The sequence below is a fragment of the Anaerobacillus sp. 63XJN7_5_ISO-PGPR-S23-430 genome (assembly GCF_056173695.1).
On record NZ_CM149686.1, the window covers coordinates 725,492 to 749,213 of the forward strand.

The following is a 23,722-nucleotide window of genomic DNA, read 5'->3' on the forward strand; positions in this document are numbered from 1 at the left end:
TTTACAAGAATACGATGTTCGTAATAATCCAGTCATAGATCAGAGAGGCTGAGGAGGAATAAGATGAAAATCAAAGAAAAAGCAACAGAACTTTCTTCCGTCCAGCTGATTGTTCTTTTCTATTTTGCGGCTGTAGTATTATCGACGGTTCTGTTAAGTCTTCCGATTGCCCATCAAGCTAATGTTGAATGGAACTTTATAGATGCTTTATTTACAGCTGTAAGTGCAATTAGTGTTACAGGACTAACTGTCGTTTCTACTGCAGATACGTTCAGTACAACCGGCACGTACATCCTAGCTTTTGTCCTTCAATTCGGTGGAATTGGGATTATGACTCTTGGCACTTTTATTTGGTTATTAATGGGGAAGAAAATAGGAATGAAAGAACGTCAGCTTATTAGTACAGATCAAAATCGTGGTACATTAGCTGGCCTTGTAAGTTTAATGAGGCAAATCCTCGGGCTTATTCTCTTATTTGAAGCGATAGGGACAATTATTCTTGGGATCTATCTGCTAAAGTATTATGATACGTGGCAAGACGCCTTTTTGCAGGGATTCTTTGCTTCAGTAAGTGCTACGACAAATGCAGGGTTTGATATTACTGGGAGTTCACTTATTCCATATGCAAATGATTATTTTGTGCAATCCATTAACATGATTCTGCTTATATTAGGCGCAATAGGGTTCCCTGTTCTTATCGAACTGAAGGATTACTTATTCCAAAAGAAAGAAACGGTAGCGTACCGCTTTACGTTGTTTACAAAGGTTACGACGGTTACTTTCTTTGCTCTAATCTTAATCGGTACCGCCCTTATCTGGATTTTAGAAGCAGGAAATTTCTTGGCTGATAAGTCATGGGATCAATCGCTATTCTATTCATTGTTTCAATCTGTTACAACGAGAAATGGTGGTCTCGCAACTATGGACGTGAGTGAATTCACTCTGTCTACGCAGTTAGTGTTAAGTTTACTTATGTTTATTGGCGCATCTCCAAGCAGTGTCGGCGGAGGGATTCGAACGACTACTTTTGCTGTTGCTGTATTAACAGTCGTTCACTTCGCAAGAGGTCGAAAAAGTGTCAAAGTTTTTGGGAGAGAGCTTTTACATGATGATATTATCAAATCGTTTATCGTCATTTTTACAGCGACTGGTCTTTGTGGTTTGGCAGTCGTTATTCTTTCAGCAACAGAACCATTCTCATTAACTGCCATTGTATTTGAAGTGACTTCAGCCTTTGGTACAACGGGTTTATCCCTTGGCATCACTCCTGAACTAAGTACTGCGGGTAAATGGGTTATTATCTTTCTCATGTTTGTTGGAAGAATTGGGATTATATCGTTTCTACTGATGATGCGAGGAAATGCTCCTCTCGAACGTTACCATTACCCAAAAGAACCTATTATTACCGGATAATGAGGCTAATGTAACAAATATATCTATATGAATACGTTTTCAATAATGGCGTTATTTTCCTCTCAGTAGGGGTATATCCATACTACTTCAAATACTGAGGAGGAAAGTATCATGTATACCAAAATTGTAGTAGCTTATGATCGTTCTGAGGATAGTGAAAAGGCTCTCCACCAGGCAGTTAAATTAGCAGAACTAAGCAAAGCTTCTATTCATTTAGTACATGTTGCGAAAGAATCACATAAACTTTCAGCTCAACCGGCGACGAGCACTGGAAGTATCGGTAATGAAGGACATGCTGGTGTCCCCACACCGATTCCTGAAGAGCAAAGTGGCGTATCGGTTGAACGAAGTGATGGAGAAGCAATGCTTCGAGAAGTGAAAGAAACGCTGCATCATATGGGTGTGAATGTTTATTCCGATGTAAGAAGTGGCGATCCGGCGAAAGAAATCGTGGATCTAGCCGTTATGACAGAAGCAGATTTAATCGTTATCGGGAGTCGAGGGTTGAGTGGGATTAAAAAATGGATGCTTGGAAGCGTAAGTGAGAAGGTTGCTCAACAATCGCCATGTCCTGTCCTCATTATAAAATAGATAGCCTGGGAAACCAGGCTTTTTTCTTTGGACAAAAAGTTAATTATTATTAACTTTAAGTTAGGTTTACTTAACATTTTGTTTGGTGTAGAATACATATAAAGGAAATGTGAGAGAGGGGTTCAGGTGACATTACAAAATCGAATTAGAGAACTAAGAGCTCGTTTTCAGTTAACGCAGCAGCAGCTTGCTTCAAAAGTAGGGGTAACGAGACAAACGATCGCAGCTGTGGAAAAGGGTGAGTATGTTCCGTCATTATTACTAGCTATGAATATTTGTAGAGAATTTGACATGTCGGTGGAGGAAGTATTTCAACTACAGGGGGAATCGGAGTGAAATTATCTTTCGTTTATTTAATGAACTTGGTTATACTTGGTCTGTTTGGTTGGGCAATGGTTACTTATTTCGATGCAGCTTCGCAATTTCAAACTATAATAAGTGGAGACGGAAATGAAGTTACGATTAACCTACTCCCTGTTCTTTTGACTATTTTGATCACGAGTTTTATTGGCTTTATATTCACTCGTAGTAAGAGAAGAAAGAATAAGGGTTGGAAAGAAGCGCTTTTGCTTCCTTCCGAACTGTGTGAAGATGATGAACGGGAAAAAGCTTTAACCGCCCATGCGTGTCGCAATGCTTATATTGGGATGATGTTTGTCACGCCTATTTTAATTGCAGCAATGACTTTTCAACCGTTTATATCTCATTATTTTTCAGCCTACCCGATCCTAATATTGCTACTATTGCCGTTCGTTCAGGTTAGTGTTTTTTATTTTTCTCTTCGGAGGAAGTTAAAGTAACGTTTACCAGCAGAGCTTTAGCGTTAATTCACTGCAATTATCTTGATTACCTGCTGTGAGATCGACGCGAATGGCGTCTGGCGTATAAGCTATGTGAAAGGGAGAAGTCACGCCAGCACGTTGAATCAGCATATGAACATGGGAATGATCATTTTTCTGAGCGGCGTCTTTTAATTCATGAGCAAATTGAGCGTCGTTTTCCACTTTATTAAGCAGCTTCTCTCCATCTGTCATTAGCTTCGAACACGTCTCGGCTGATTTTTGGAAACGAGTCACTTCAATTGGAGGGAAAGGGCGATAATAAGAGGGATAACAAGGTGAATACGGATTAGGCCATTCGTTGTATCTGTAATGTTTAAATGACATCATAGGCCTCCTGAATATGTGATGCTATTACCCTATGGTTTTATAAAAAAAGGGGTGCATCTTTCTTTAATTTGTGAAATTTGATTACAACAGGTTACAATAATTCAGAAGACGTTTGGAGAAGGAGCATGGTGTTTTGAAGAAATACGTTATTTTTACGATCAGTCTTATTAGTTTCTATTTCATTTTGAATTTAATCATTGGTTCGATTGTTAATGCTATATTTCAACCAGATTGGTTGATGGCCTGGGCTAAGGGGCAACAGGTGACAGGCACCGTTACGTTTGGCCTTCTATATAATCCTATTGATCTTATAAGTTTGATTTTGTCGCTAGTGATCAGTGTTATCATTACATCTAAAGTCAAACCTTCTTAAATCGTGCCGAGGCACGATTTTTTATTTTTATGGTGTTTGAAGGCATTGTTCATAAAAGAATAGAATGATTAACTTGTGAAAAAGAACAAAGGTAGGATGAAAATGACTGAGTAAGGAGGTTTTTTGATGAAGATAATGCAAATAAAAAAGGGTTTTCCTTATGATCTTCTACTTGATGCTGATCCATCTCTCGATCATATTGAACGTTATCTAAAAGTTGGGAGTTGTTATGTTGCGGTTGAGGAGCAAGAAGTGATGGGAGTCTATGTGTTAGTAGAAAAAGAAAAGGAAATAATGGAGATCATGAATATAGCAGTAAGGGAGGATAGAAGGGGAAACGGAATAGGAAAAAAGCTTATTAACGATGCTATCCAAAGATCAGAGGCGCTTGGAGCGACTACGATAGAGATTGGCACGGGTAATTCAAGTCTGGATCAATTAGCTCTCTATCAAAAATGTCACTTTCGAATAACAGATGTTATTGAAGGTTTTTTTGATAGCTATCCTGAAACGATTATAGAAAACGGTATTCCTTGTCGGGATATGATTCGGTTAAGCTATAGCAAAATATAAATTGACTTTTCCATTGTCTAATCGGAGTAAATGGAGTTTTCTGTAAGTTTTCTCGTCACTTAAATAGAAGAATGACTTTAAATCAATGGGCAGGTGTTTGTTCCGGAGGAGTTGAGATAACAAGTGATTATAGCGAACAACTAGAAAGGCTATCAGAAGCAAAAAACAAAAATATCTTAAAACACTGTCTCACAAGGGTAGTCTCTTTTACTGAGGTAAAGCAAAGGTTTATTTACAAGAAGATAACTAGTTTTTTTGCGACAAGGCAAAAGGAATTACAGGTCAGGCAGTGGTCATTGATGGAGGATACACGGCACAATAATGGATTCAATTAGTGAAAGAGAGTTAAATCTTTTCTCTCTAAAAAAACTTGTAAACGCTTTCCTTTTGTTTGTAAAATAGAGAAGAATGGAGGGGAGAACATGAAAGATGTTTTTATTTTGGAGGGTGCCAGAACGCCATTTGGAACGTTTGGAGGTTCACTTAAAGATATTAGTCCAACTGACTTAGGAATTACGGCAAGCAAGGAAGCGCTAGTAAAAAGCGGGATAGAGGCTAGTGAAATTGATCTTTCTGTTATTGGGAATGTGATTCATTCAACATCAAATGCTTCTTATCTCGCACGTCATATTGCTCTTGGAACAGGAATACCGATCGAGAGCCCTTCACTAACAGTGAATCGTTTATGCGGTTCTGGAATGCAGGCCGTCATATCAGCTGCTCAATCTATTATGATGGGAGACGGTCAAACGGCCCTTGCCGGCGGAGCGGAGAATATGAGCTTATCGCCTTATACGTTAAGAGGAAATCGTTTTGGAGCTAAAATGGGTGCTCCTAAAATGGATGATATGCTGTTGGCTACGTTAACAGATGAGTATACTGGAACAGGAATGGGGATAACGGGAGAGAATCTTGCAGTAAAGTATGGGATTTCTAGAGAAGATCAAGATGAGTATGCAACCCGAAGTCAGCAAAAAGCAGCCGAAGCAAGAGAGAAAGGCATTTTTGTGGAGGAAATCGCCCCTGTTGAGATAAAAGGGAAGAAGGGGGTTGAAAGCTTTGCGATTGATGAGCATATTCGAGAAGGTACTACAGAAGATAAGCTAGCTAGTTTAAAGCCAGCTTTCAAAAAAGATGGAACTGTCACTGGTGGAAATGCAAGTGGAATTAATGATGGGGCAGCTTCGGTCGTATTAGCAGGAACAGATTACGTTACGTCTAAAAATCTCAAGCCTCTTGCTCGAATCGTTTCTTGGGGAATAGCGGGAGTAGATCCTTCAATCATGGGGATTGGTCCTGTTCCTGCCATTCGACAGGCACTAGATAAAGCAGGTATGACATTGCAAGATATGGACTTGATTGAAGTAAATGAAGCTTTCGCAGCTCAGTATCTGGCTGTTGAAAAGGAGCTAGAGCTTGATCGCTCACGAGTGAATGTAAACGGGGGTGCCATCGCGTTAGGACACCCAGTTGGAGCAAGTGGGACACGTGTTCTTTATACTCTCATAAAAGAATTAAAGCGCAGAAATGGAAGATATGGTGTTGCCTCCCTGTGTATTGGCGGAGGACAAGGTATTGCCGTAGTAATCGAAATTAGTTAATTTGTCAGAAAAGATTGCCAATTCACACGATGTTGCGTATACTAAAAGTATTAACTAACGGAAAGGGGCTGTGCATTATGGTAAATAACAAAAAGAATTCATCGTTAATTGCATATTGTGCACAGTCCCATTGGTAGGGTAGGAACCTTTTCTTACTTCTGATTAATAAGATCAAAAACCATGGGCTGTGCGACTGTGTCTATGGTTTTTTATACTTTATCAGCTAATTACTTACGCTGATTGTATGATAAAAGCCGACATCATTGTACGGCTTTTTGTCATATTTACACTTATTAATCAGGAGGCTTTCAATTGAAACGAATAAAATTAGGATGGAATTCATACTTTGAAGAAAATTATCAAGCTATGACAGAAGATGGACTTATACCAGCTCGAGTTAAAATGGAACATCGTGGAGGTTACAGCGTTTCAACAGGAGAAAGTTCTTATGCAGCAGAACTTTCAGGTAAGTTCCGATTTGAAGTAACACAACGTGATGCTTTGCCAGCGGTTGGTGACTGGGTACTGATTACTCCAAAATCAGAGAATAAAGCGATCATTCATCAGTTGCTCCCAAGAAAAAGTAAGTTCTCTCGAAAAATTGCTGGAACGACGACAGAAGAGCAAATTATCGTAGCGAATGTCGATACGGTTTTTCTTGTAAACGCATTAAATCAGGATTTTAATCCAAGTCGAATTGAGCGATACCTTTTGATGGCGTGGGAAAGCGGGGCAAACCCCGTTATTGTTCTAAGTAAAGCAGATCTTTGCGATAACGTCATGGAGAAAGTGAATGCATTAACTGGGGTCGCAGTTGGAGTACCAATTCATGTGGTTAGTTCAGCGACTGAGATTGGGATTGATGAATTAACTCCTTATTTAATTGAGGGAACGACAACCGCTCTTCTTGGTTCGTCAGGAGCAGGAAAGTCCACGCTTATAAATAAGTTATACGGACAAGATATTCAAGTTGTCCAAGACATTCGTGAAGAAGACGGTAAGGGTAAACATACGACGACAAGTCGAGAACTGATTTCTCTTCATACCGGAGGCGTACTGATTGATACGCCAGGTATGAGAGAACTTCAATTGTGGGAAACGAATAACCTGTCTCAGAGTTTTCCTGATATAGAAAGCCTTGCGGAACAATGTTATTTCAGGGATTGCAAGCACGAAGGTGAACCAAAATGTGCTGTAAGAAATGCTATTTCTGATGGAACGCTAGAAGAAAGAAGGTTTGAGAATTATAGTAAGTTCAACCGAGAGCTTGCTTTTCTTGAACGTCAAACGAATAAGAAGGCTCAGCTCGAGGAAAAGAAAAAGTGGAAAAAAATCGCTGGAGATCGAACTAGAAAGCATCGCTAGGCTCTTTAATTTAGGAAGGAGTAGATGAGATGACGGATGAGCGTTCAATTTTAAACGAATATGCTTCATTGACGAACTGGTTAGAAACGACGGCGATGGAGATGAGTGAGGAAGTGTTTTTTAAGCCTATTAAATCAGGTAAATGGTCTCCAGCTGAAATTCTCTCTCACATCATGAAATGGGATGATTATCTATTAGAAGAGCGAATTCCATACATGAAGAGTGAAGCGATTTTGCCAAAGCTTGAAAAGGTAGAAGCAGTGAACAATCGTGCAGCCAAATTTGCTAGATCTGGGGTTACCCAAAAGGAATTAGTGAAGGAAACGATAAAATCAAGAAAACGAGTAGTCGAGAGACTTCTAGAATGGCGCCCATTCGAATGGGAAAACACGTTTTATATTGATAAGTATCCTCTCTGTCTAACAAGTTATATTAAAGGATTAATTGAACACGATGAGCATCACAAACTTCAAATAGAAGTTTTTATGAATGAACAGGGAATACCTCACTCTCTTTTCTTAACATAGTTGTGAAAGGTATCGGATAATAAAAAGAGGCACGGGAGAGTCTAAAAGGTGGAGGTGAGAAAAATGGCAAAACATAAAGCAAACCCCACTACAAATGGACTTGCTTCATCTCAGCCAGAAGGACAAGGAACTGGTATTGAAGTTGGAACAGCCCGTGATTCTCAAAGAAAAAAGAAAAAGAAGTAACCAAAAAACGCTGCCTCGCACGAGGTAGCGTTTTTTTTGATTATTTGTCTTTATCTGTCCAACGAAGAATTGTTCCCCGGGAGGATCGGTGTTTGAATGGAAATCATTATCGCCAACTATTAGTAAATTGCTGCGAATTGTCTCACGTGTAATGTATTCAAGACACTGATTAGGCGACTTGTCCCTTCTAAGAGCTGCTCTTTTGTTACATAAGAAAGCGGTAGTCTCATTCTTACAGCATGCTCTTGCTTATGTGGCACAAGCAGGACGTTTGATTCTAGTAGCGTATCAAATAATTCCTGGCGATTAAGTGATGGCTTGAAATCAAACCAAATAGAGGTAGGGTCTTCTATTTGAAGTATCGTTATGTGATCTTTAAGAGTATTAAGCTTATGCAGGACTTTCTGCTTTCGTACATACAGTTGGTCTTGGATCGTATCAATATGATCATGAAGTTCATCAGAATTTAAAATGTTATCAACGATTTCGAGCAATACCGGAGGAGGAGTCATGCAAAGTTGCATTTGAACCTCTTGTATTCGGTTTACTACATGCTCTGGCCCAAGAACCCATCCTAAACTTAGGCCGGGGGCTATGCCTGTGAAGTGGCCAATCTGAACAACAAATTCACGATTCGATCCTAATTCAAAAAAAGAAGGGAGAACGTTTCCTACAGAATTAGTAAGTAATGATGTTTCAACAATTTCGAGAATAGGAATGCCTACTTTCTCACATTGAGAAAGCAGTTTTTTTCTTTGTTGTAAAATAGTTGAATGACTTAAGGAATGATCGTAAATGTTGTTGGAGTTGGCAATTACAAGTTTAATGCTTTCTTTTTGAAACATGTTTTGTGTTAATGGCTTGTCTGTTGAATACTTAATAACTCGGATCCCTGAGACAATTAGGATATTTAAGTGTGAGTAATTCACAGGTTCTTCCATAGCTATCGCATCCCCAGGGTTTAGAAAACATTTAACTGATAAGAGCATCGCTTGTTCAAGGCTTGATGTGAGGACCATGTGTTCACTTAGAGATGATTGTTTCATAAACCGACAGATCGAGTGAGTGACGCGCTCTTTCGTTGGTGGAGCATTATCAAGCTTAGTTGTAAAAGGTGTTAATTCATGAGCAGATTTTGCCAGGCATAAATCTTCCGCTATTGATCCTGATATTAGATTTATTAATGATGGGTCTTTTAAATACTCGTAATGTTTTCCATACAAAGAAGAGTCTTCAGCTAAATGTTGATTTCGTAGTTTATTCCATGTCATTGAATGATCAGGAATTAAATCTGCAGCCTCAGAACTTACGCGTGTGCCACTTCCTTGTCTGGATGTTACATAGCCATTTGCACGTAATTCGGCGTATGCTGTCGTAACGGTGCTCCGATTCACACCTAGTTGGACAGCCAGGTCACGCTCAGCTGGAAGGGCATTACCAGTTTGAAGAGATCCATTTATAATCGAATTCTCATAGTAATCAACGATTTGTTTGTACAACGGTTTGCTGCTCTCTGGATTGAGTATAAATCTCGCCATTGTCCACCACCTCACTCCTATTATAGTGAATTTTAGATAAAATTGTATAAAATTTTCAAAAAAATTAACAATTAAATATTCTCTATAAACACAGGTTTTAAGCCATTTGACGGATATTTTTGTAGGAAAAGACAAATTGGATGGTATACTTTTGGCTAAATTGGATGGTTACAGAAAGTTTTTTGAAATTTAAAATAAATTTAATCATTCAGTTAATTGTTAATATTCAAACGAATAGTCGGCATTGGTTTACATAGGTTGAGTGATATGACCTCCCTGTTATAGATCTCACAACGTTTTCCGTCGAATGTATTCGTTTGAATGATTAACTGTGAAGAGTCTACATTGTGCTAGATCTTCAACTGAATGGTACAAACAAATAGGGGGTAACACAATGAAGAAAAAGTTTTCGCTTCTGCTTTCGGTCATCTTGTTGTTAAGCCTTTTCCTTGCAGCGTGTTCTGGTAACTCAAACACGTCTAGTAACTCGAACAGTGAGGGAGAAGCAACCAGCGGAGACAGCGATAGCTCTGAGGGATCAGCTGAACAGGTGCTAAATTTAACGGATACACAGGATATACCGACTATGGATTCAACACAGGCTACAGATACAGTAGCATTTAACGCAATGAACCAGGTATTTGAAGGGCTGTATCGTCTAGATAAAGACAATAAGCCAGTTCTAGGTATGGCAGCTGAAGAGCCACAAGTTGAAGAAAAAGACGGAGAAACTGTTTATACTTTCAAGATTCGTGATGATGCGAATTGGTCTGATGGTACTCCAGTTAAAGCAGATGATTTCGTTTATGCATGGCACAAAATTATTCACCCAGATACTATGGGCGGATATGCATCAATGATGGGTGCTGCAGGAATTAAGAATGGTAACGAAATTATCACTGAAGGCGATCCTTTATACGGTAAGGTAGAAGAGCTTGGTGTTAAAGCAGTAGATGAGAAAACACTTGAAGTAGTAGTGACTCAAGAGGTTCCTTACTTCTTCGACCTTTTAACATTTGCATCTTTCTATCCACAGCCAAAAGACTTTGCTGAAGAGCAAGGCGAAAACTATTCTCTTGAATCTGATACAATGCTTTACAACGGTCCATTTACACTAGCTGAATGGAATCATGGCGACGGTTGGAAGCTTGCTAAAAATGATGGGTACTGGGATGCAGATACAGTACAACTTAAAGAAGCGAATTACAAAATCGTAAAAGACGAAGCAACTCGAGTTAACCTTTATGAAACTGGAAAAATTGATCGTGCTGGTCTTAGTGCAGATTTCGTTGATCAGTTTAAAGATCGCGAAGATTTCACAACAATTCTTGATACAACTATTTACTTCCTTCGTATGAACCAGAAGAACGAAGCACTTGCGAACAATGACATTCGTAAAGCGCTATACCTTTCTTATGATCGCGACGGTCTAGTAAATGTATTGCTTAACAATGGTTCAGTAGCTGCTCGCTATCTTGTACCAAAAGAATTCCTATTCTTTAACGATGAAGATTTCCGTGCACCAGCTCCAGACGGCTATCTTGCAGATCAAACAGCAGACGATGCTGCTGAGTACTGGAAGAAGGGGCTAGAAGCTCTAGGTACTGACAAAGTTGAACTTGAATTCCTTACAACTGATAGTGACCTTGCATCCAAAATTGCAGAGTATGCGAAAGATCAGTTTGAGTCTAAGTTAGACGGTCTTACAATTACAATTAACAAACAGCCTTGGAAGCAGTTCCTTGATCTTGAAGATGCAGGAGACTTTGATATCTCAACTGGTGGTTGGGGACCAGACTATCCAGATCCAATGACTTACATTTACATGTTTGAAACAGACGGCGCTTATAACCGCATGGATTATTCTAACGAAGAGTATGACAAGCTAGTTTCAGATGCAAAAACTGAAACGGATGAGCAGAAGCGCTGGGAAATGATGCAAGAAGCTGAGCGTATTCTAATCGAAGAAGATACAGCGATCTTACCAACTTATCAAGGTGGTTCCGCTATTATCATGAAAGACTACGTGAAAAACTACCACATCCACAAGTTTGGTGCTGATTCTTCTCTTAAATGGGTAACAATCGAGAAGTAATCCTAAAAAGCGCGAGCCGAGAGGCTCACGCTTTTTATTTGGTGTGAAAAGGAAAAGTTTGATCATGGCTCTTTAATAAATGATTGTCATCTTGTCTCATGTGTCGTCTGGTTATTGATAAACAAATGCGGCAATCTTCGATGATGTGTATGCTGTTCGAAGACGTAAGCAAGTTTAATAAGCTGTGGTTCACTAAATGCTTTACCAGTCAGAGTGATGCCAAAAGGTTTGTTATTAGAAGTGAAACCAGCTGGTACGGTTATAGAAGGGTAACCTGCTTTTGCGGGAAGTGTTGAACCGTAAGAGCCTGCGAATAGTAATAAATCTAGATCTTCTCTTTCCATAAGTTGATCAATACCTTCATCCTTTGCGTATTTGAAATCTTGGAGTCGACTTTTAAGATAGGATGGATCAAATAATGTTCCTTGCGTTTGGTTTGATTCGATAAGAAGCGATTGACCAAATGGCAGAGAAGTCGACTGATTTTGGTTATAGTAATCAATAATTGTTGATAGATCTAGTGGAACAGAAGAGGTTGTTTCCTTAGCAAGGTAGCTGTTCACCCCTGATTTGAATTCGTGGAGAAGGACCTGGTAGTCTCTCTCTAACGCTTCCTGATATGGACTTATTTCTTTCACTTCTACAATAGAGCAACCTATCGTTTTAAGATCTTCCATGGCTTTAGCCAATTGTTCTTGTTCTTCCTGATGCATCGCATCATAATAGCCTTTTTTAACGACACCTATTCTTAAATTCTCAAGTAATGTAGGGAAGAGATATGGCGTATAATCATGGTACTCAGGTACAAAATGCGTCGCTTGATCTTGTGAATCCTTTCCTGATAACACACCGAGAAGGATTGCAGCATCAGTGACATTGCGTGTCATTGGGCCAGCGGTATCCTGTGAATAAGAAATAGGAATAATTCCAGTCCGGCTAATAGATCCCACGGTTGGTTTTATACCAACACCAGCATTAGAGCTTGATGGGCTAAGAATAGAGCCATTTGTTTCTGTTCCTACAGCAGCCGTAGCGAAATGACAGGCAACAGCTACAGCAGAACCAGAGCTCGATCCTCCGACGTCAAGTGTTCCAGGCCCATAGGGATTAAAGACTTGACCGCCTCTTGAACTAAATCCATTAGGCATTGTTTCACTCATGAAATTAGCCCATTCGGTCATATTGGTTTTCCCGAGAATCACAGCACCAGCGTGGCGAAGATTTTTTACTAGAAAAGCGTCATTTTTGCCATAAGAAGAAGCTAATGCCATAGAACCTGCACTTGTATGCATGTGGTCATCGGTGTTGATGTTATCTTTGAGCAGGATTGGGATTCCGTGTAATGGACTTCTGGGTCCATTTTGTTTGCGTTCACGATCAAGAGATTCTGCAATAAAAAGGGCGTCAGGATTGATTTCTAGTATAGCGTTTACTCGTGGATTATAATTTGCGATTTGTTCAAGATAGTACTGTACGAGCTGGAGAGAAGTAAGGTTGTCTTCTAACATTGCTTGCTGAAGATCAAGGATCGTTGATTTTTCTAACCATTCTAATGACAGCATATAGTATCCCCCATGAGAATCCTTTTTGTAACTATTTCAACAAAAATTGGTAAAATCCTTTTGCAATAGTCAGTTCTTGAGCGTTCGTTTTCAATTCACATAAAAAACCCGAATCTCTTTGTAAGATTCGGGTTTTGATATTTATGCAACTCTCGTTTGACGAGCAAACCAAGGTTTTAATTTTATAAAGAAGGCAACGAATATACTTGCTATAATAGCGCCTTTTACAAGGTTGAATGGTGTAATTCCTGTTAATACGAGAGCCTGACGAGCTGATGAAGACATTTCTTCAAAGCCCATAAACCACGTATATGCTGGAAGAATAATTAAATAGTTCAACAGTCCCATCACTGCCGACATTAGAATCGTTCCGAGCGTCAATCCCAGTGCTAACCCTTTCTGAGTTTGATTAAATTTACGGAAGATTAAAGAAGTTGGTACGATCAAGAAAACTCCTGCAATGAAGTTTGATATTTGACCAATTGGTACTCCGGTGAAGCTTCCTTGAATTCCAAAGTGAATGAAATTCTTAATCGCTTCTACAAGTATCCCAGCAACTGGACCATACAGAATGGCAACAAATAGTGCTGGAATTTCACTGAAGTCTATTTGTAGAAAAACAGGAAATCCAGGCAGTGGAAAATCTAAAAGCATTAACAAGTAAGAAATACTGCTGAACATCGCAACGACAATCATACGTTGCGTTTTTGAAACACTTTTCATTTTGACATTGCTCCCTTTTTTTCGAACCACCGAAAAAGGAGATGTGGCCCCAGTGCACACAAAAAACCATGAGTATGGGGCTCATGGTTACGGCATGGGGAAATAAGCAAGCTTCTGTTATAATTCAAAGAAAGCTTACTACTCCACCATCTTCTCCCATCCAGACTATACTGTCGGCTCTGGAATCACACCAGATCCTGCCCAAATTACAGGCTCGCGGGCTTGAGGAATTACTTATCCTTCACCGCCGGTCGGGAATTACACCCTGCCCCGAAGATAGTTCGTTATAATATTTACAAGTTCATTATACAGCGAAAGTAGCGATATCTCAATGAAAACATCTTGAACATATGCTATTTTGTGATAACGCTTTCTTTTTAGGGGGGCTAGCAGAGACATAAACTTAAAAGCTCTCCATCTTTGAAGAGGGAGAGCTTAAAATAAAGCGCTATTATTTTTTCTCAGAGAGCCACGTTGCGACCTTTTCAGCGTCTCCACCTTGGATGACACCAGCAGGCATACCGCCGCCTTTACCATTCTTAATTATTTCTAGAATTTCATCTTTTGAATACTTGCCACCTACTGCTTCAAGAGCAGGACCAGCACCGCCTCCAAGGTTTTCACCATGACATGACGCGCAGTTTTGAGAGAAGATTTTCTCGGCTTCTCCTCCAGCTGAATCTCCACCGCCTTCTTCAGACTGTTCACTATGGCCGGCTTCATTTCCACCAGCATGTTCTTCGGTTGTGGATAGCCAGTATGTAAAGCCTACAACCATAACTAGGAACAAAATTATTGCAGTAATATATGCGGATGATTTTCCCATTCTGTTCACCTCCTGTATCCTCATCTTTATCATACTTTTCAAACATTCAATTATCAAATATATTTTGCTTATTTCTTCCTGAATTATGTATGCGTTTCTATGATCACTAGTGAAAAAATCTTCTATTTTGGGGTGCGGATTCATAGACATAGAGTATGACGTTTAAGGAGCGGGGGGACAGGAAATGAAGAGCAGCTCACGCATGCTGTTTAGTGATACAAGCAGTAGACAAATTAGGTTTGTTTCTTTCTTTTCAATTGTAGGACTTATTCTCCTGTTTATTGTAGCAGGAATGATTTCCTCATCAGAAACGAAGTATCAACTCTCCTCTTCTGTGTTACATGATTGGATTACAAGTTTCTCGACTGAAGCTCTCGTTTATGGAATGGGGACGGAAAACCATTACTTGACTCAAGTACTACCAGAGGAAAGTGAGCCGCCAGCGCTGTCCTTAGTTGCCTTTCAGTTTATTACGAGTGTGAAACCCGGGGATATACGTAGTCTTTTGGGTGGGGAGCTACCAGGGTTTGCATTATATGATGCTAAAATCCACGTAGCCGGTGAAGGGACGAATTTCACTAATCTCCCTATTGAATCAACTCCTGCATTAGATGAATTGTTAAAAGAACGTGAAGTTCCAACTGAAAAATTACAGATAAATGATTCCAAGGATCAAGTAACACCTCCTCTTCAAACAACAAATGGCCGAAAAGTAGCTTTTATTTATCACTCTCATAGTTATGAATCATATCTGCCATTACTAGGACTTGAAGGCAACAAAAATGCAAATCTTGCAAATGATGGAAAAACGAATATTACGTTAGTTGGTAAGATGCTCGGAGAAGAACTGGCTGAGAGAGGGATTGGAGCAAAAGTAGATGATTCAAATATAGGCGCACTTTTAAATGAAAAAGGTTGGGAACACGGTAAAGCATATGATGTGTCTAGAACAATCGTACAATCGGCTGTGGCAGGAAATGATGATTTTAATTTGTTTATTGATATTCATCGAGACTCCTTAAGAGAAAAAGATACGACAGTGACAATTAACAATGAGGAATATGCTCGTACGGTCTTTGTTATTGGAGAAGAGAATCCAAATTACGAGAAAAACTTAGCACTTGCAAAGGATTTACATGTAGAATTAAAGACCAAGTATCCTGGGCTCAGCAGGGGAGTTATTGGTAAAAAAGGTCAAGGGGTAGACGGTATCTACAACCAGGACATATCTCCTAACGCTATGTTAATTGAAATAGGGGGCGTAGATAATAACCTCGAACAGCTGAGTCGAACAGTTAAAGCGATTGCGGATGTCGTTAGTGAACACTACTGGAAGACCCAAAAAGTAAATAACTAACAAAGCGCTGTGCATATGCACAGCGCTTTTAAGCAGCTTCTTTATTTAATGTTAGTAAGCTAGTCGCAATTCCAACTGCAAAAATAGTTATGGCAGAGTATAATGTAGCATTCAATCCAATCGTCTTTGAACCGATAATAATAACAACCCCATCGATGAGAAAGATAATGATACCAATATTCAATGAGAGGACACGGGAGATGAACTGAGCAAGCAGATCTGTTCCGCCGGTGCTTGTATCATATCTCAACATAATACCAATGCCTGATCCAACAAAAAAGCCGCCAAGGACAGCGCTAGTAAGGATCGGAAATGAAAACGTATATCGAAGGGGAGAGAGAATATCAATAAAAAATGAAGAAAGTAATAAACCATGAAGGCTATTGTAGAAGTAAGGCCGAAAATATAGAAACGCAATAATATAGAGAGGTACACTTAAACAAATAATGGTAAATCCTGTTTGATAGCCCCAAATGTATTTGATAATGAGGCCAATTCCGATCATTCCCCCATCGATGAGATGGTTCGGTACAAGAAAGGCGTTAATGCCAGCACCAACTAGGATGCTTCCAGATATTACTGCAGCGATTTTTTGATACATATCATACTCACCTGCTTGGTCGTGGTTGTATCATATTTATGTAAGAATGGCTGAGTTCATAACGGGTTTCTCTAATATCTGTTCAATAGCAATGGATTATCCCAAAATACTATGAAAACGTCTGTCTTCGGAGAGACATAGAAGAAAGTCGGAGGATTTAATGAAGTCAATCATCTCGTTATATCAATTAGAATATATATTTGTTATTTTGGGTTTTCTTGTCTCTTTTCTTACCTTCTATGGCGGGCTCTCATTCATCCGTCTTTTCTTAAAGAAAGAGCGTGAACAACCAAAATGGAAGATTGGGATAGTTTCATTCGTATTAGGAGTTTTCTTTTATTCTATTAATATAATGGTGAATCTATCTGTTTTGGAAATAAACGATAGAGAAGTGTTGGTGTTTCACGGACTGATTATTGTGTTATTAAGCAGTGTGATTAGTTATATTGTTATAAGGATAATTTTGAATAAAAATTGGAGAGGGCGATTTTTACTCAGGGGTGGATTCCTAGTAGCGGGAGGTATCTTTTTAACTTTTTTTATAGGGAACCTTGTGTATTTCAATAAAGTTATCGCATTCAATTTCGTTCAATTGATATTAGCTTTGTTGCTTATTATAGGGTTTTCTCTATGCATTGTTAGGTTTCTTCATCTTATGAATAGTGATGAAAACTTATTAATTAGTTTGGGCTGGAATGTGTTAGGTAGCCTTGCTTCAGGAACGGTCTTTTTATTTTTACCGTACCTCGTGTTTTATGGAATGATCGAGGAAAAGTTGATTATTAATCTCGATCAGCAAGGTGATCCCTATCTTATTGCACTTGCATTCAACCTGTTGTGTATCGGTCTACTTATTTATATTCCTGATCGGTATGGAGTTTTGAAACAAATGGAGCAGTCCGAACAGTTAGTCAAGCACGAGCAACAGTTTCAAACTTTGTTTCATCATAACCCTGATGCTGTATTTTCTGTTGATCCGAATGGAAAGTTTATAAGTGTAAATTTCATTGCTTCGGAATATACCGGCTACTCCATTTCAGATCTTAAGAGAATGACATTTGAAGATGTGGTCGCTCCGGAGAATGCAAATCTTGCTAAAGGTATGTTTAAGCGTTCTTTACAGGGAGAGGTTCATCAATTTGAGGTTCTAATAAAGACTAAAATAGGAGACTATAAAGAGCTATATATTTCCACAGTACCTATTATGATCAGTGGGCGTATTGTTGGTGTTTATGGGATTGCGAAGGATGTCACTGAGAACAACCGCGCAGAGAAAATGATTCATTATTTAGCTTATCATGATGAGCTGACGGGCATGGCAAATCGCAGATATTTTAATGAAGAGCTAGAACGTTTATTAATGCATGAAAATCAGGTTTCATTTGCGATTATGTTGCTCGATTTTGATCGATTTAAACGAATTAACGATTTATTTGGTCATGAATTCGGAGATCGAGTCATTCAAGCAATCGGAAAGCGTCTTTCTGAAGTATTAGATGATCGTTTTGTTGTTGCACGTCTTGGGGGAGATGAATTCACCATTATAGTGACAGGCAATTTGGGAGAAAGGGGTGTGTCACTTCTTGCACAGCATGTGCTTGAGTCATTTCAATATCCACTCTTAATCGATCATCAGGAATGTTTGTTGACGGCAAGTATTGGTATTTCGCTTTATCCGCAGCACGGGAAGGATGCAGCTGAGCTGATAAAGTATGCGGATATGGCGATGTATGATGTGAAAGACAAGAGCACCAATAACTACGCTTTCTATAAAGAAGAGATGAGTAATCAAACCTTACATAAGATCGTATTAGAAAACGATTTGCGTCGTGCCATTGATGAAGACGAGCTGATCCTACACTACCAACCTAAGATCAATACGAGGTCGAACAGTGTGATTGGATTTGAAGCGCTTGTTAGGTGGCAACACCCGTCTATCGGATTGATTTCTCCGGATGAATTTATCTCCGCTGCTGAAGAAACAGGGTTAATCATACCGATTGAGAAGTGGGTAATGAGTCAGGCTTGTCAGCAACTGAAAAAGTGGCAGTGTTATTTTGGAGAGAATCTAACGATGGCGGTTAATCTATCACAGCGCCATTTTTATCAAGAGGATATCGTTTGTACTATCTCCTCTATACTGCAAAATGTGGGGCTTGCGCCTTCGTCACTTGAATTGGAAATTACAGAAAGCATGGCTATGTTTAATGAAAAGGAAACGATCGAGAAATTGAACAGGCTAAGAGAGTTAGGACTAGAAATAAGTATGGATGACTTCGGAACGGGATATAGCTCGTTAAGTTATATGAACAAGCTTCCGATTAATCGCTTGAAAATCGATCGGTTATTTATTCGTGATATTACGAGTAACTCAGGAGACCTAGCCATCGTGACAACAATTATTTCAATGGCTCATCACCTTGGGCTTGAGATTATTGCAGAAGGGGTAGAAACGGAAGCGCAGCTACGGATTTTGCATGAGTTAGATTGTTATGAAGTTCAGGGATATTTTTATAGTAAACCTCTCTCGGTTGAAGGGGTAGAAGAGTATATGCATAGTTATATGAAGTGAATTTTTAAATTTGGACATTCAGAAAGGTGGAAACATATTCGAAACATGTACTAGTTAAGAGATTACGATTGAAAAAAGTAGGGTAGAAATGCTAACATCCGAGAAATGTTACTTTAATCAAATGTAGTACCATTGGTAGATAAATAATAAATCATCACTTTCTAGACAGGCCATTGGTCTGTCTTATTTTCATTTAACCACCCATTTATGTAATAAATTTACATTTTATGATGAGCACAAGAAAATTATACCACGTAGATTACAAAGTTGTTATTGGGAAATTCAAAGTGAAATAACAACGTATAAACTCATGTTTTCCTCTATATTTCCCAATACAAACATTAAGAATTCTGTGATAATCTACAAATGTACCAAAAATTCTCACTATTCTGAAACGGAGGAAATGAAATGAAAAAAGGAATTGCTGTTGTACTTGCGACAGGTCTTGCGTTTGGTTCTGCTCTCCCGTCTGCTTCTGCTGCTTCTTCTAACAACTTAAATGCGGAGCAGAAACAAGCCTTAGAAAAAATGGAAATTGTAAAACAGGATTGGGAAAATGATCGTAAGGTTCCTTCATTCCTTTCTGGTAAACTATCAGAAAAGAATGTGAAAACAGAGAAAGCTGTGAAATCATATCTTAAGTCAAACGAATCTCTCTTCAAAGTGAAAACGAAAGATTTGAAACTAGTGAATGAAACGACAGATGAGCTTGGAATGACACACTATGAATATGTTCAAACAGTAAAGGGTGTTCAGATCGACGGAGCAAAATTCATCGTACATACGGATGAAAAAGGCGAAGTTACAGCAGTAAATGGAGACCTTCATCCAGAAGCATCTAAGAATTATAAAGGAAGTTCAGATGTAAAGCTCTCTGATAAAGAAGCACTTAAAAAAGCATGGGATCACATTGATGTAAAGCCACAGAACGTTGTGAGTGATGAACCAAGCTTTGTAAGAAAATCTGATGCTTTTGATATGGTAGAAAAAAGTGAGAAAGTTGTATATGAGAAAGATAACAAGTACTACCTAACTTATAAAGTACAGCTTCAATTCATCGACCCGTATCCTGCAAACTGGCAAGTTTATGTGGATGCTCGCGATGGATCGATCGTAGATGCATATAATGCAGTGGCTGATGGAGCAGAAACGGGATACGGGTATGGCATCCTTGGCAACTATAAGTCCCTCAACACGTATTATTCAAATGGCACATACTACCTTTATGACACGACGAAGGCAATGAGCGGTGTGATTGAAACAAGAACAGCTAATAACGGAACATCCCTTCCAGGAAGCTATGCGGTAGATAGCAACAATGCGTTTACGTCTAGTTCTCAAGGTGCAGAAGTGGATGCTCATTACAATGCTGGTGTTGTGTATGACTACTACAAGAATACCCATAACCGCAATAGCTTTAATAACAATGGAGCCACGATCCGTTCAACTGTTCACTATGGATCAAATTACAACAATGCGTTCTGGAATGGCTCACAAATGGTTTACGGTGATGGAGATGGATCAGTATTCGCTCCGCTATCAGGTGCACTTGATGTAGTGGCACATGAAATTACTCACGCCGTTACGGAAAGAACAGCTGGACTTCAATATCAGAACCAATCAGGGGCTCTTAATGAATCTATGTCGGACGTATTTGGCTACTTCGTTGAGCCAGGAGACTTCCTAATGGGTGAAGATGTCTATACACCTAACAAGGCAGGAGATGCGTTAAGAAGCTTATCTAACCCTGAAGCGTATGGACAACCATCTCATATGGATGACTATTATTATACGTCTTCTGATAATGGAGGAGTTCATACGAACAGTGGAATTCCTAACAAAGCTGCATACTTAACAATTCAAAGCATTGGCAAAGCCAAGGCTGAGAAAGTTTACTATCGCGCACTAAGTGTCTATTTAACGCCTACAAGCAACTTTAGTTCAGCCCGTTCAGCGCTACTTCAAGCGACATCAGATCTATATGGTACAGGTACAACATACAATGCTGTTGCAAGCGCCTGGAATCAAGTTGGCGTAAATTAAAGTTAGAGAAGGAAGAGTTCAAACATTGAACTCTTCCTTTTTTTGTTACGTTCAAGCCAACGAACATGAGCACTTTAGGCAACAGTGAATTTTCGAGCATGATTCATAAAGTGCAGGAGATAGTAAAGAAGGTAGAGATCAGGTATGCTTTTACATTGTTTTGATCACCGCATGTTTATGAAACAGAAGTAAAAGGAATTTTCCAATACTGTGGGATATTGGTTATAATGAGAAGATACTTACGATCGGAGGCTCTATATGGAACATTTAGATATGCATCATATTTTTGAACTTGGACTTATCCTTACTATGATTGCAGCGGGTATTACAGCGATAGCTAAGAAACTGAAGCAGCCTTATCCGATTGCCCTTGTGATTATTGGCACTTTAATCGGATTGTTTAACATTCCCGTACTTGAACCGCTTAAAATGTTTATTACGGAGGGTGACGTTTTTAATTTTGTTATTTTAACGATTTTCCTTCCTGCACTTCTAGGGGAAGCAGCGCTAAAATTGCCTTTCTCCCATTTAAATCAAAACAAAAAGCCGATCATTGCCCTGGCTTTTGGTGGAACCTTCCTTTCCTTTCTAGTGATCGGATTCTCAACACACTTTCTTCTTGGATTATCAATTCCAGTTTCGTTCGTCTTTGCTGCATTAATGAGTGCAACAGATCCCGTTAGTGTATTATCGATTTTTAAAAGTATGGGCGTAAATCACAAACTCTCTACAGTAATTGAGGGAGAGAGCTTATTTAATGATGGGCTTGCAGTTGTTTTATTTAAAATATCAGCCTTCTCTCTTTTAGCTTATCTTGATATGGGCTGGGGCGGCTTAACGAGCGGTGCTTTTGAATTCATAAAAGTTGTTGCTGGTGGATTGCTTGTCGGTGGAGGATTAGGATATGCGATTTCAATCCTTACAAAGTACTTTGATGATTATCCACTTGAAATTATTTTTAGTATTCTCCTTTTCTATGGTTCCTATTTAACTGCAGAAAGTATCCATGTTTCCGGGGTTATTGCAGTAGTTGTAGCAGCTTTAACGTTTGGTAATTTTGGTTCGAAAGTTGGAATGAGTCCAACAACAAGATTAAATATCAACAACTTTTGGGATGTTGCCGCTTTATTAGCAAATTCCATTGTTTTCTTAATGGTTGGTCTTGAAATTACTCGAATTAATTTCGCCGATCAGTGGGGTACGATAGGACTTGCGCTTTTAATTGTTCTAATAGGTAGAAGTATTGCAGTCTATGGAAGCACCTTACTTGTTAAAGGTCTTCCGTGGTCATGGAGACATGTCCTTAATTGGGGCGGTTTAAAAGGGTCGTTATCCATAGCGCTAGTCCTTAGTCTTCCGGGAGATTTTGCAGGACGAGACACCGTTTTGATTCTTACATTTAGTATTGTTTTATTTTCATTAGTTGTTCAAGGTCTAACGATTAAACCACTAATTAGCTACTTCGGTTTAAGAGCGAAGCATAGCGGATCGAAAGAGTATGAAGACATTGTTGCGAATCTGCATCGTCATGAAGCTGGAGTTGCAGAAATTAAAAAACTGAAGACACAGCTATTCGTTCCCGAACCAGTTTTTTCTGAATTGTTGACAAGTTACCAGAATGAAATTGACAACAGTCATCGTGAACTTGATGCTTTATTAGATCAATATCCTGAACTTAAAAAAAGTCAGTTAATTACGTTACGAAAGCACTCACTTTATGCCCAGTACGATAAAATTAACGAGCTAGAACAAGAAGAAATCATTTCAGGTGAAATAGCTGGAAAGTATAAAGAACTATTAAATAATGGCCTGGCGGATTTTGAAGAAGAAGAAGTTGTGAAAGATTCGAAAAGAAAACATTAAGCTGCTACATTTGTAGCAGCTTTTTCCTTTGGCTTGCATATCCTAGTAAAGAAAGGGACAAAGCACGTGCAATGATGGGAATATTCCGTTTATTATTAAATGATCGGGGTATTGTTTACAGTAAGTAAAGCAATAAGGTATAGTGTAAAAAGTCATTTTCAACCACAAGAAAATAACTCATAAGGAGGACTTTTGAGAGAAAATGCCTTATCTTCAGACCGATCGTCTGACCATTATTCCTTTCTCATTTGATTTAATTAAAGCTATGACTGATAAGAAAGAATTAGAGAAGCTGTTACATGTTGAAGTACCTGAAGAGTTTAAAAATGTGCAGTTCGAAGAATTCCTACCTTTTCATCTAAATGACTCTGCTATTTCAAGAGTGAGTCACAAGTGGGAAGGCATATTGATTCATACTTCTGATGAAAAAGTAATCGGCACGATGGGATATAAAAATATGGAAGCGTCAAGTAATCTTGAAGTTGGGTATCATCTGATACCTGAGTATCGTAACAAGGGGTACGCCATTGAAATGGCCAGCGCCCTCGTTAACTGGGCATTTCCAGACGAAAAAGTGAACAATAAAGTGTCTTCAGAAGAAGTAAACAACGTCATGGAACGAATTGGATTATCAAAACTAACGGTTGAACCACCTGTTGTTAAAAACAAAATAGATGAAGAAAAATTCATGAAGGAAAATGAATATATGTAAAACCCTACAAAAAAACTGTAGGGTTTTTTTAT

At 39.0% G+C, this 23,722-nt stretch carries 22 protein-coding genes and 1 riboswitch; of the genes, 16 read left to right on the plus strand and 6 right to left on the minus strand.

Translation table 11 applies throughout. The features are described 5' to 3' along the window. The first annotated feature begins 63 nt into the window (after positions 1 to 63). The 4 genes from AC0VYJ_RS03970 to AC0VYJ_RS03985 all read left to right on the plus strand — a co-directional run bounded on the left by AC0VYJ_RS03970 (position 64) and on the right by AC0VYJ_RS03985 (position 2,804). On the plus strand, positions 64 to 1,413 hold the full coding sequence (locus AC0VYJ_RS03970) for a TrkH family potassium uptake protein (protein WP_475366574.1): 1,350 nt from the start codon (positions 64 to 66) through the stop codon (positions 1,411 to 1,413). 111 nt (positions 1,414 to 1,524) lie between these two features. Next, on the plus strand, positions 1,525 to 2,004 hold the full coding sequence (locus AC0VYJ_RS03975; RefSeq protein ID WP_475366575.1) for a universal stress protein: 480 nt from the start codon (positions 1,525 to 1,527) through the stop codon (positions 2,002 to 2,004). 126 nt (positions 2,005 to 2,130) lie between these two features. After that, positions 2,131 to 2,340, plus strand: a complete 210-nt coding sequence (locus AC0VYJ_RS03980; RefSeq protein ID WP_430246735.1) for a helix-turn-helix transcriptional regulator — start codon at positions 2,131 to 2,133, stop codon at positions 2,338 to 2,340. Next, positions 2,337 to 2,804: a hypothetical protein gene (locus AC0VYJ_RS03985; protein WP_475366576.1), complete on the plus strand. Its 468-nt coding sequence runs from the start codon at positions 2,337 to 2,339 to the stop codon at positions 2,802 to 2,804. Before AC0VYJ_RS03980 ends, AC0VYJ_RS03985 begins: the two co-directional genes overlap by 4 nt. A gap of 3 nt (positions 2,805 to 2,807) precedes the next feature. On the opposite strand, the gene AC0VYJ_RS03990 is transcribed toward AC0VYJ_RS03985, so the two are convergent. Continuing rightward, on the minus strand, positions 2,808 to 3,170 hold the full coding sequence (locus AC0VYJ_RS03990) for a YuzC family spore coat inner layer protein (RefSeq protein WP_430246731.1): 363 nt from the start codon (positions 3,168 to 3,170) through the stop codon (positions 2,808 to 2,810). 136 nt (positions 3,171 to 3,306) lie between these two features. Between AC0VYJ_RS03990 and AC0VYJ_RS03995 the strand changes: the two genes are divergently transcribed. The 6 genes from AC0VYJ_RS03995 (at position 3,307) to AC0VYJ_RS04020 (ending at position 7,798) form a co-directional block, all read left to right on the plus strand. Further along, on the plus strand, positions 3,307 to 3,546 hold the full coding sequence (locus tag AC0VYJ_RS03995; RefSeq protein ID WP_194219929.1) for a hypothetical protein: 240 nt from the start codon (positions 3,307 to 3,309) through the stop codon (positions 3,544 to 3,546). A 126-nt stretch (positions 3,547 to 3,672) separates the two neighbouring features. Further along, positions 3,673 to 4,119 carry a GNAT family N-acetyltransferase gene (locus AC0VYJ_RS04000; RefSeq protein WP_475366577.1) on the plus strand — a complete coding sequence of 149 codons (447 nt, stop codon included), beginning with the start codon at positions 3,673 to 3,675 and terminating at the stop codon, positions 4,117 to 4,119. Between the two features lie 422 nt (positions 4,120 to 4,541). Next, positions 4,542 to 5,720 (plus strand): thiolase family protein, encoded by a 1,179-nt coding sequence (locus AC0VYJ_RS04005; protein WP_475366578.1) that lies wholly within the window; start codon positions 4,542 to 4,544, stop codon positions 5,718 to 5,720. Between the two features lie 366 nt (positions 5,721 to 6,086). Then, positions 6,087 to 7,085, plus strand: coding sequence for a ribosome small subunit-dependent GTPase A (rsgA, locus tag AC0VYJ_RS04010; protein WP_475367450.1), 999 nt, complete (start codon positions 6,087 to 6,089; stop codon positions 7,083 to 7,085). Between the two features lie 29 nt (positions 7,086 to 7,114). Continuing rightward, positions 7,115 to 7,612 carry a DinB family protein gene (locus AC0VYJ_RS04015; RefSeq protein ID WP_430246725.1) on the plus strand — a complete coding sequence of 166 codons (498 nt, stop codon included), beginning with the start codon at positions 7,115 to 7,117 and terminating at the stop codon, positions 7,610 to 7,612. Positions 7,613 to 7,675: 63 nt separating this feature from the next. Beyond that, positions 7,676 to 7,798: a YuzL family protein gene (locus AC0VYJ_RS04020; RefSeq protein ID WP_194219936.1), complete on the plus strand. Its 123-nt coding sequence runs from the start codon at positions 7,676 to 7,678 to the stop codon at positions 7,796 to 7,798. Positions 7,799 to 7,917: 119 nt separating this feature from the next. Here the strand turns inward: AC0VYJ_RS04020 and AC0VYJ_RS04025 are convergent, their stop codons facing one another. After that, positions 7,918 to 9,336: an aminotransferase-like domain-containing protein gene (locus tag AC0VYJ_RS04025; protein ID WP_475366579.1), complete on the minus strand. Its 1,419-nt coding sequence runs from the start codon at positions 9,334 to 9,336 to the stop codon at positions 7,918 to 7,920. Positions 9,337 to 9,730: 394 nt separating this feature from the next. On the opposite strand from AC0VYJ_RS04025, the gene AC0VYJ_RS04030 reads away from it, so the two are divergent. Then, on the plus strand, positions 9,731 to 11,431 hold the full coding sequence (locus AC0VYJ_RS04030) for a peptide ABC transporter substrate-binding protein (RefSeq protein WP_194219938.1): 1,701 nt from the start codon (positions 9,731 to 9,733) through the stop codon (positions 11,429 to 11,431). A gap of 86 nt (positions 11,432 to 11,517) precedes the next feature. Here the strand turns inward: AC0VYJ_RS04030 and AC0VYJ_RS04035 are convergent, their stop codons facing one another. From AC0VYJ_RS04035 to AC0VYJ_RS04045, 3 genes are all read right to left on the minus strand, one after another. After that, a complete protein-coding gene (locus tag AC0VYJ_RS04035) occupies positions 11,518 to 12,993 on the minus strand; it encodes an amidase family protein (RefSeq protein ID WP_475366580.1) in 1,476 nt (491 codons plus the stop codon). A gap of 141 nt (positions 12,994 to 13,134) precedes the next feature. Then, entirely contained in the window at positions 13,135 to 13,716 is a 582-nt protein-coding gene (locus AC0VYJ_RS04040; protein WP_242057313.1) for an ECF transporter S component, read from the minus strand. A gap of 144 nt (positions 13,717 to 13,860) precedes the next feature. Beyond that, positions 13,861 to 13,998: riboswitch (FMN riboswitch) on the minus strand. A 169-nt stretch (positions 13,999 to 14,167) separates the two neighbouring features. Next, a complete protein-coding gene (locus AC0VYJ_RS04045) occupies positions 14,168 to 14,494 on the minus strand; it encodes a c-type cytochrome (RefSeq protein WP_430246915.1) in 327 nt (108 codons plus the stop codon). Between the two features lie 232 nt (positions 14,495 to 14,726). Here AC0VYJ_RS04045 and spoIIP point away from each other — a divergent pair, with 232 nt between their 5' ends. Continuing rightward, complete coding sequence (spoIIP, locus tag AC0VYJ_RS04050; protein WP_475366581.1) at positions 14,727 to 15,899, plus strand: stage II sporulation protein P; 1,173 nt, start codon at positions 14,727 to 14,729, stop codon at positions 15,897 to 15,899. Between the two features lie 28 nt (positions 15,900 to 15,927). Here spoIIP and AC0VYJ_RS04055 read toward each other — a convergent pair whose 3' ends face one another. Continuing rightward, a complete protein-coding gene (locus tag AC0VYJ_RS04055) occupies positions 15,928 to 16,500 on the minus strand; it encodes a YitT family protein (protein WP_475366582.1) in 573 nt (190 codons plus the stop codon). 655 nt (positions 16,501 to 17,155) lie between these two features. Between AC0VYJ_RS04055 and AC0VYJ_RS04060 the strand changes: the two genes are divergently transcribed. The 4 genes from AC0VYJ_RS04060 (at position 17,156) to AC0VYJ_RS04075 (ending at position 23,690) form a co-directional block, all read left to right on the plus strand. Continuing rightward, the gene (locus tag AC0VYJ_RS04060) at positions 17,156 to 19,072 is read left to right on the plus strand and encodes a putative bifunctional diguanylate cyclase/phosphodiesterase (RefSeq protein ID WP_194219942.1); all 1,917 of its coding nucleotides are present in this window, start codon (positions 17,156 to 17,158) and stop codon (positions 19,070 to 19,072) included. Between the two features lie 408 nt (positions 19,073 to 19,480). After that, the gene (locus AC0VYJ_RS04065; protein ID WP_475366583.1) at positions 19,481 to 21,115 is read left to right on the plus strand and encodes a M4 family metallopeptidase; all 1,635 of its coding nucleotides are present in this window, start codon (positions 19,481 to 19,483) and stop codon (positions 21,113 to 21,115) included. A 258-nt stretch (positions 21,116 to 21,373) separates the two neighbouring features. Then, a complete protein-coding gene (locus tag AC0VYJ_RS04070) occupies positions 21,374 to 22,978 on the plus strand; it encodes a cation:proton antiporter (protein WP_194219944.1) in 1,605 nt (534 codons plus the stop codon). Between the two features lie 202 nt (positions 22,979 to 23,180). Further along, positions 23,181 to 23,690: a GNAT family N-acetyltransferase gene (locus tag AC0VYJ_RS04075; RefSeq protein ID WP_283152946.1), complete on the plus strand. Its 510-nt coding sequence runs from the start codon at positions 23,181 to 23,183 to the stop codon at positions 23,688 to 23,690. Positions 23,691 to 23,722 lie beyond the last annotated feature (32 nt).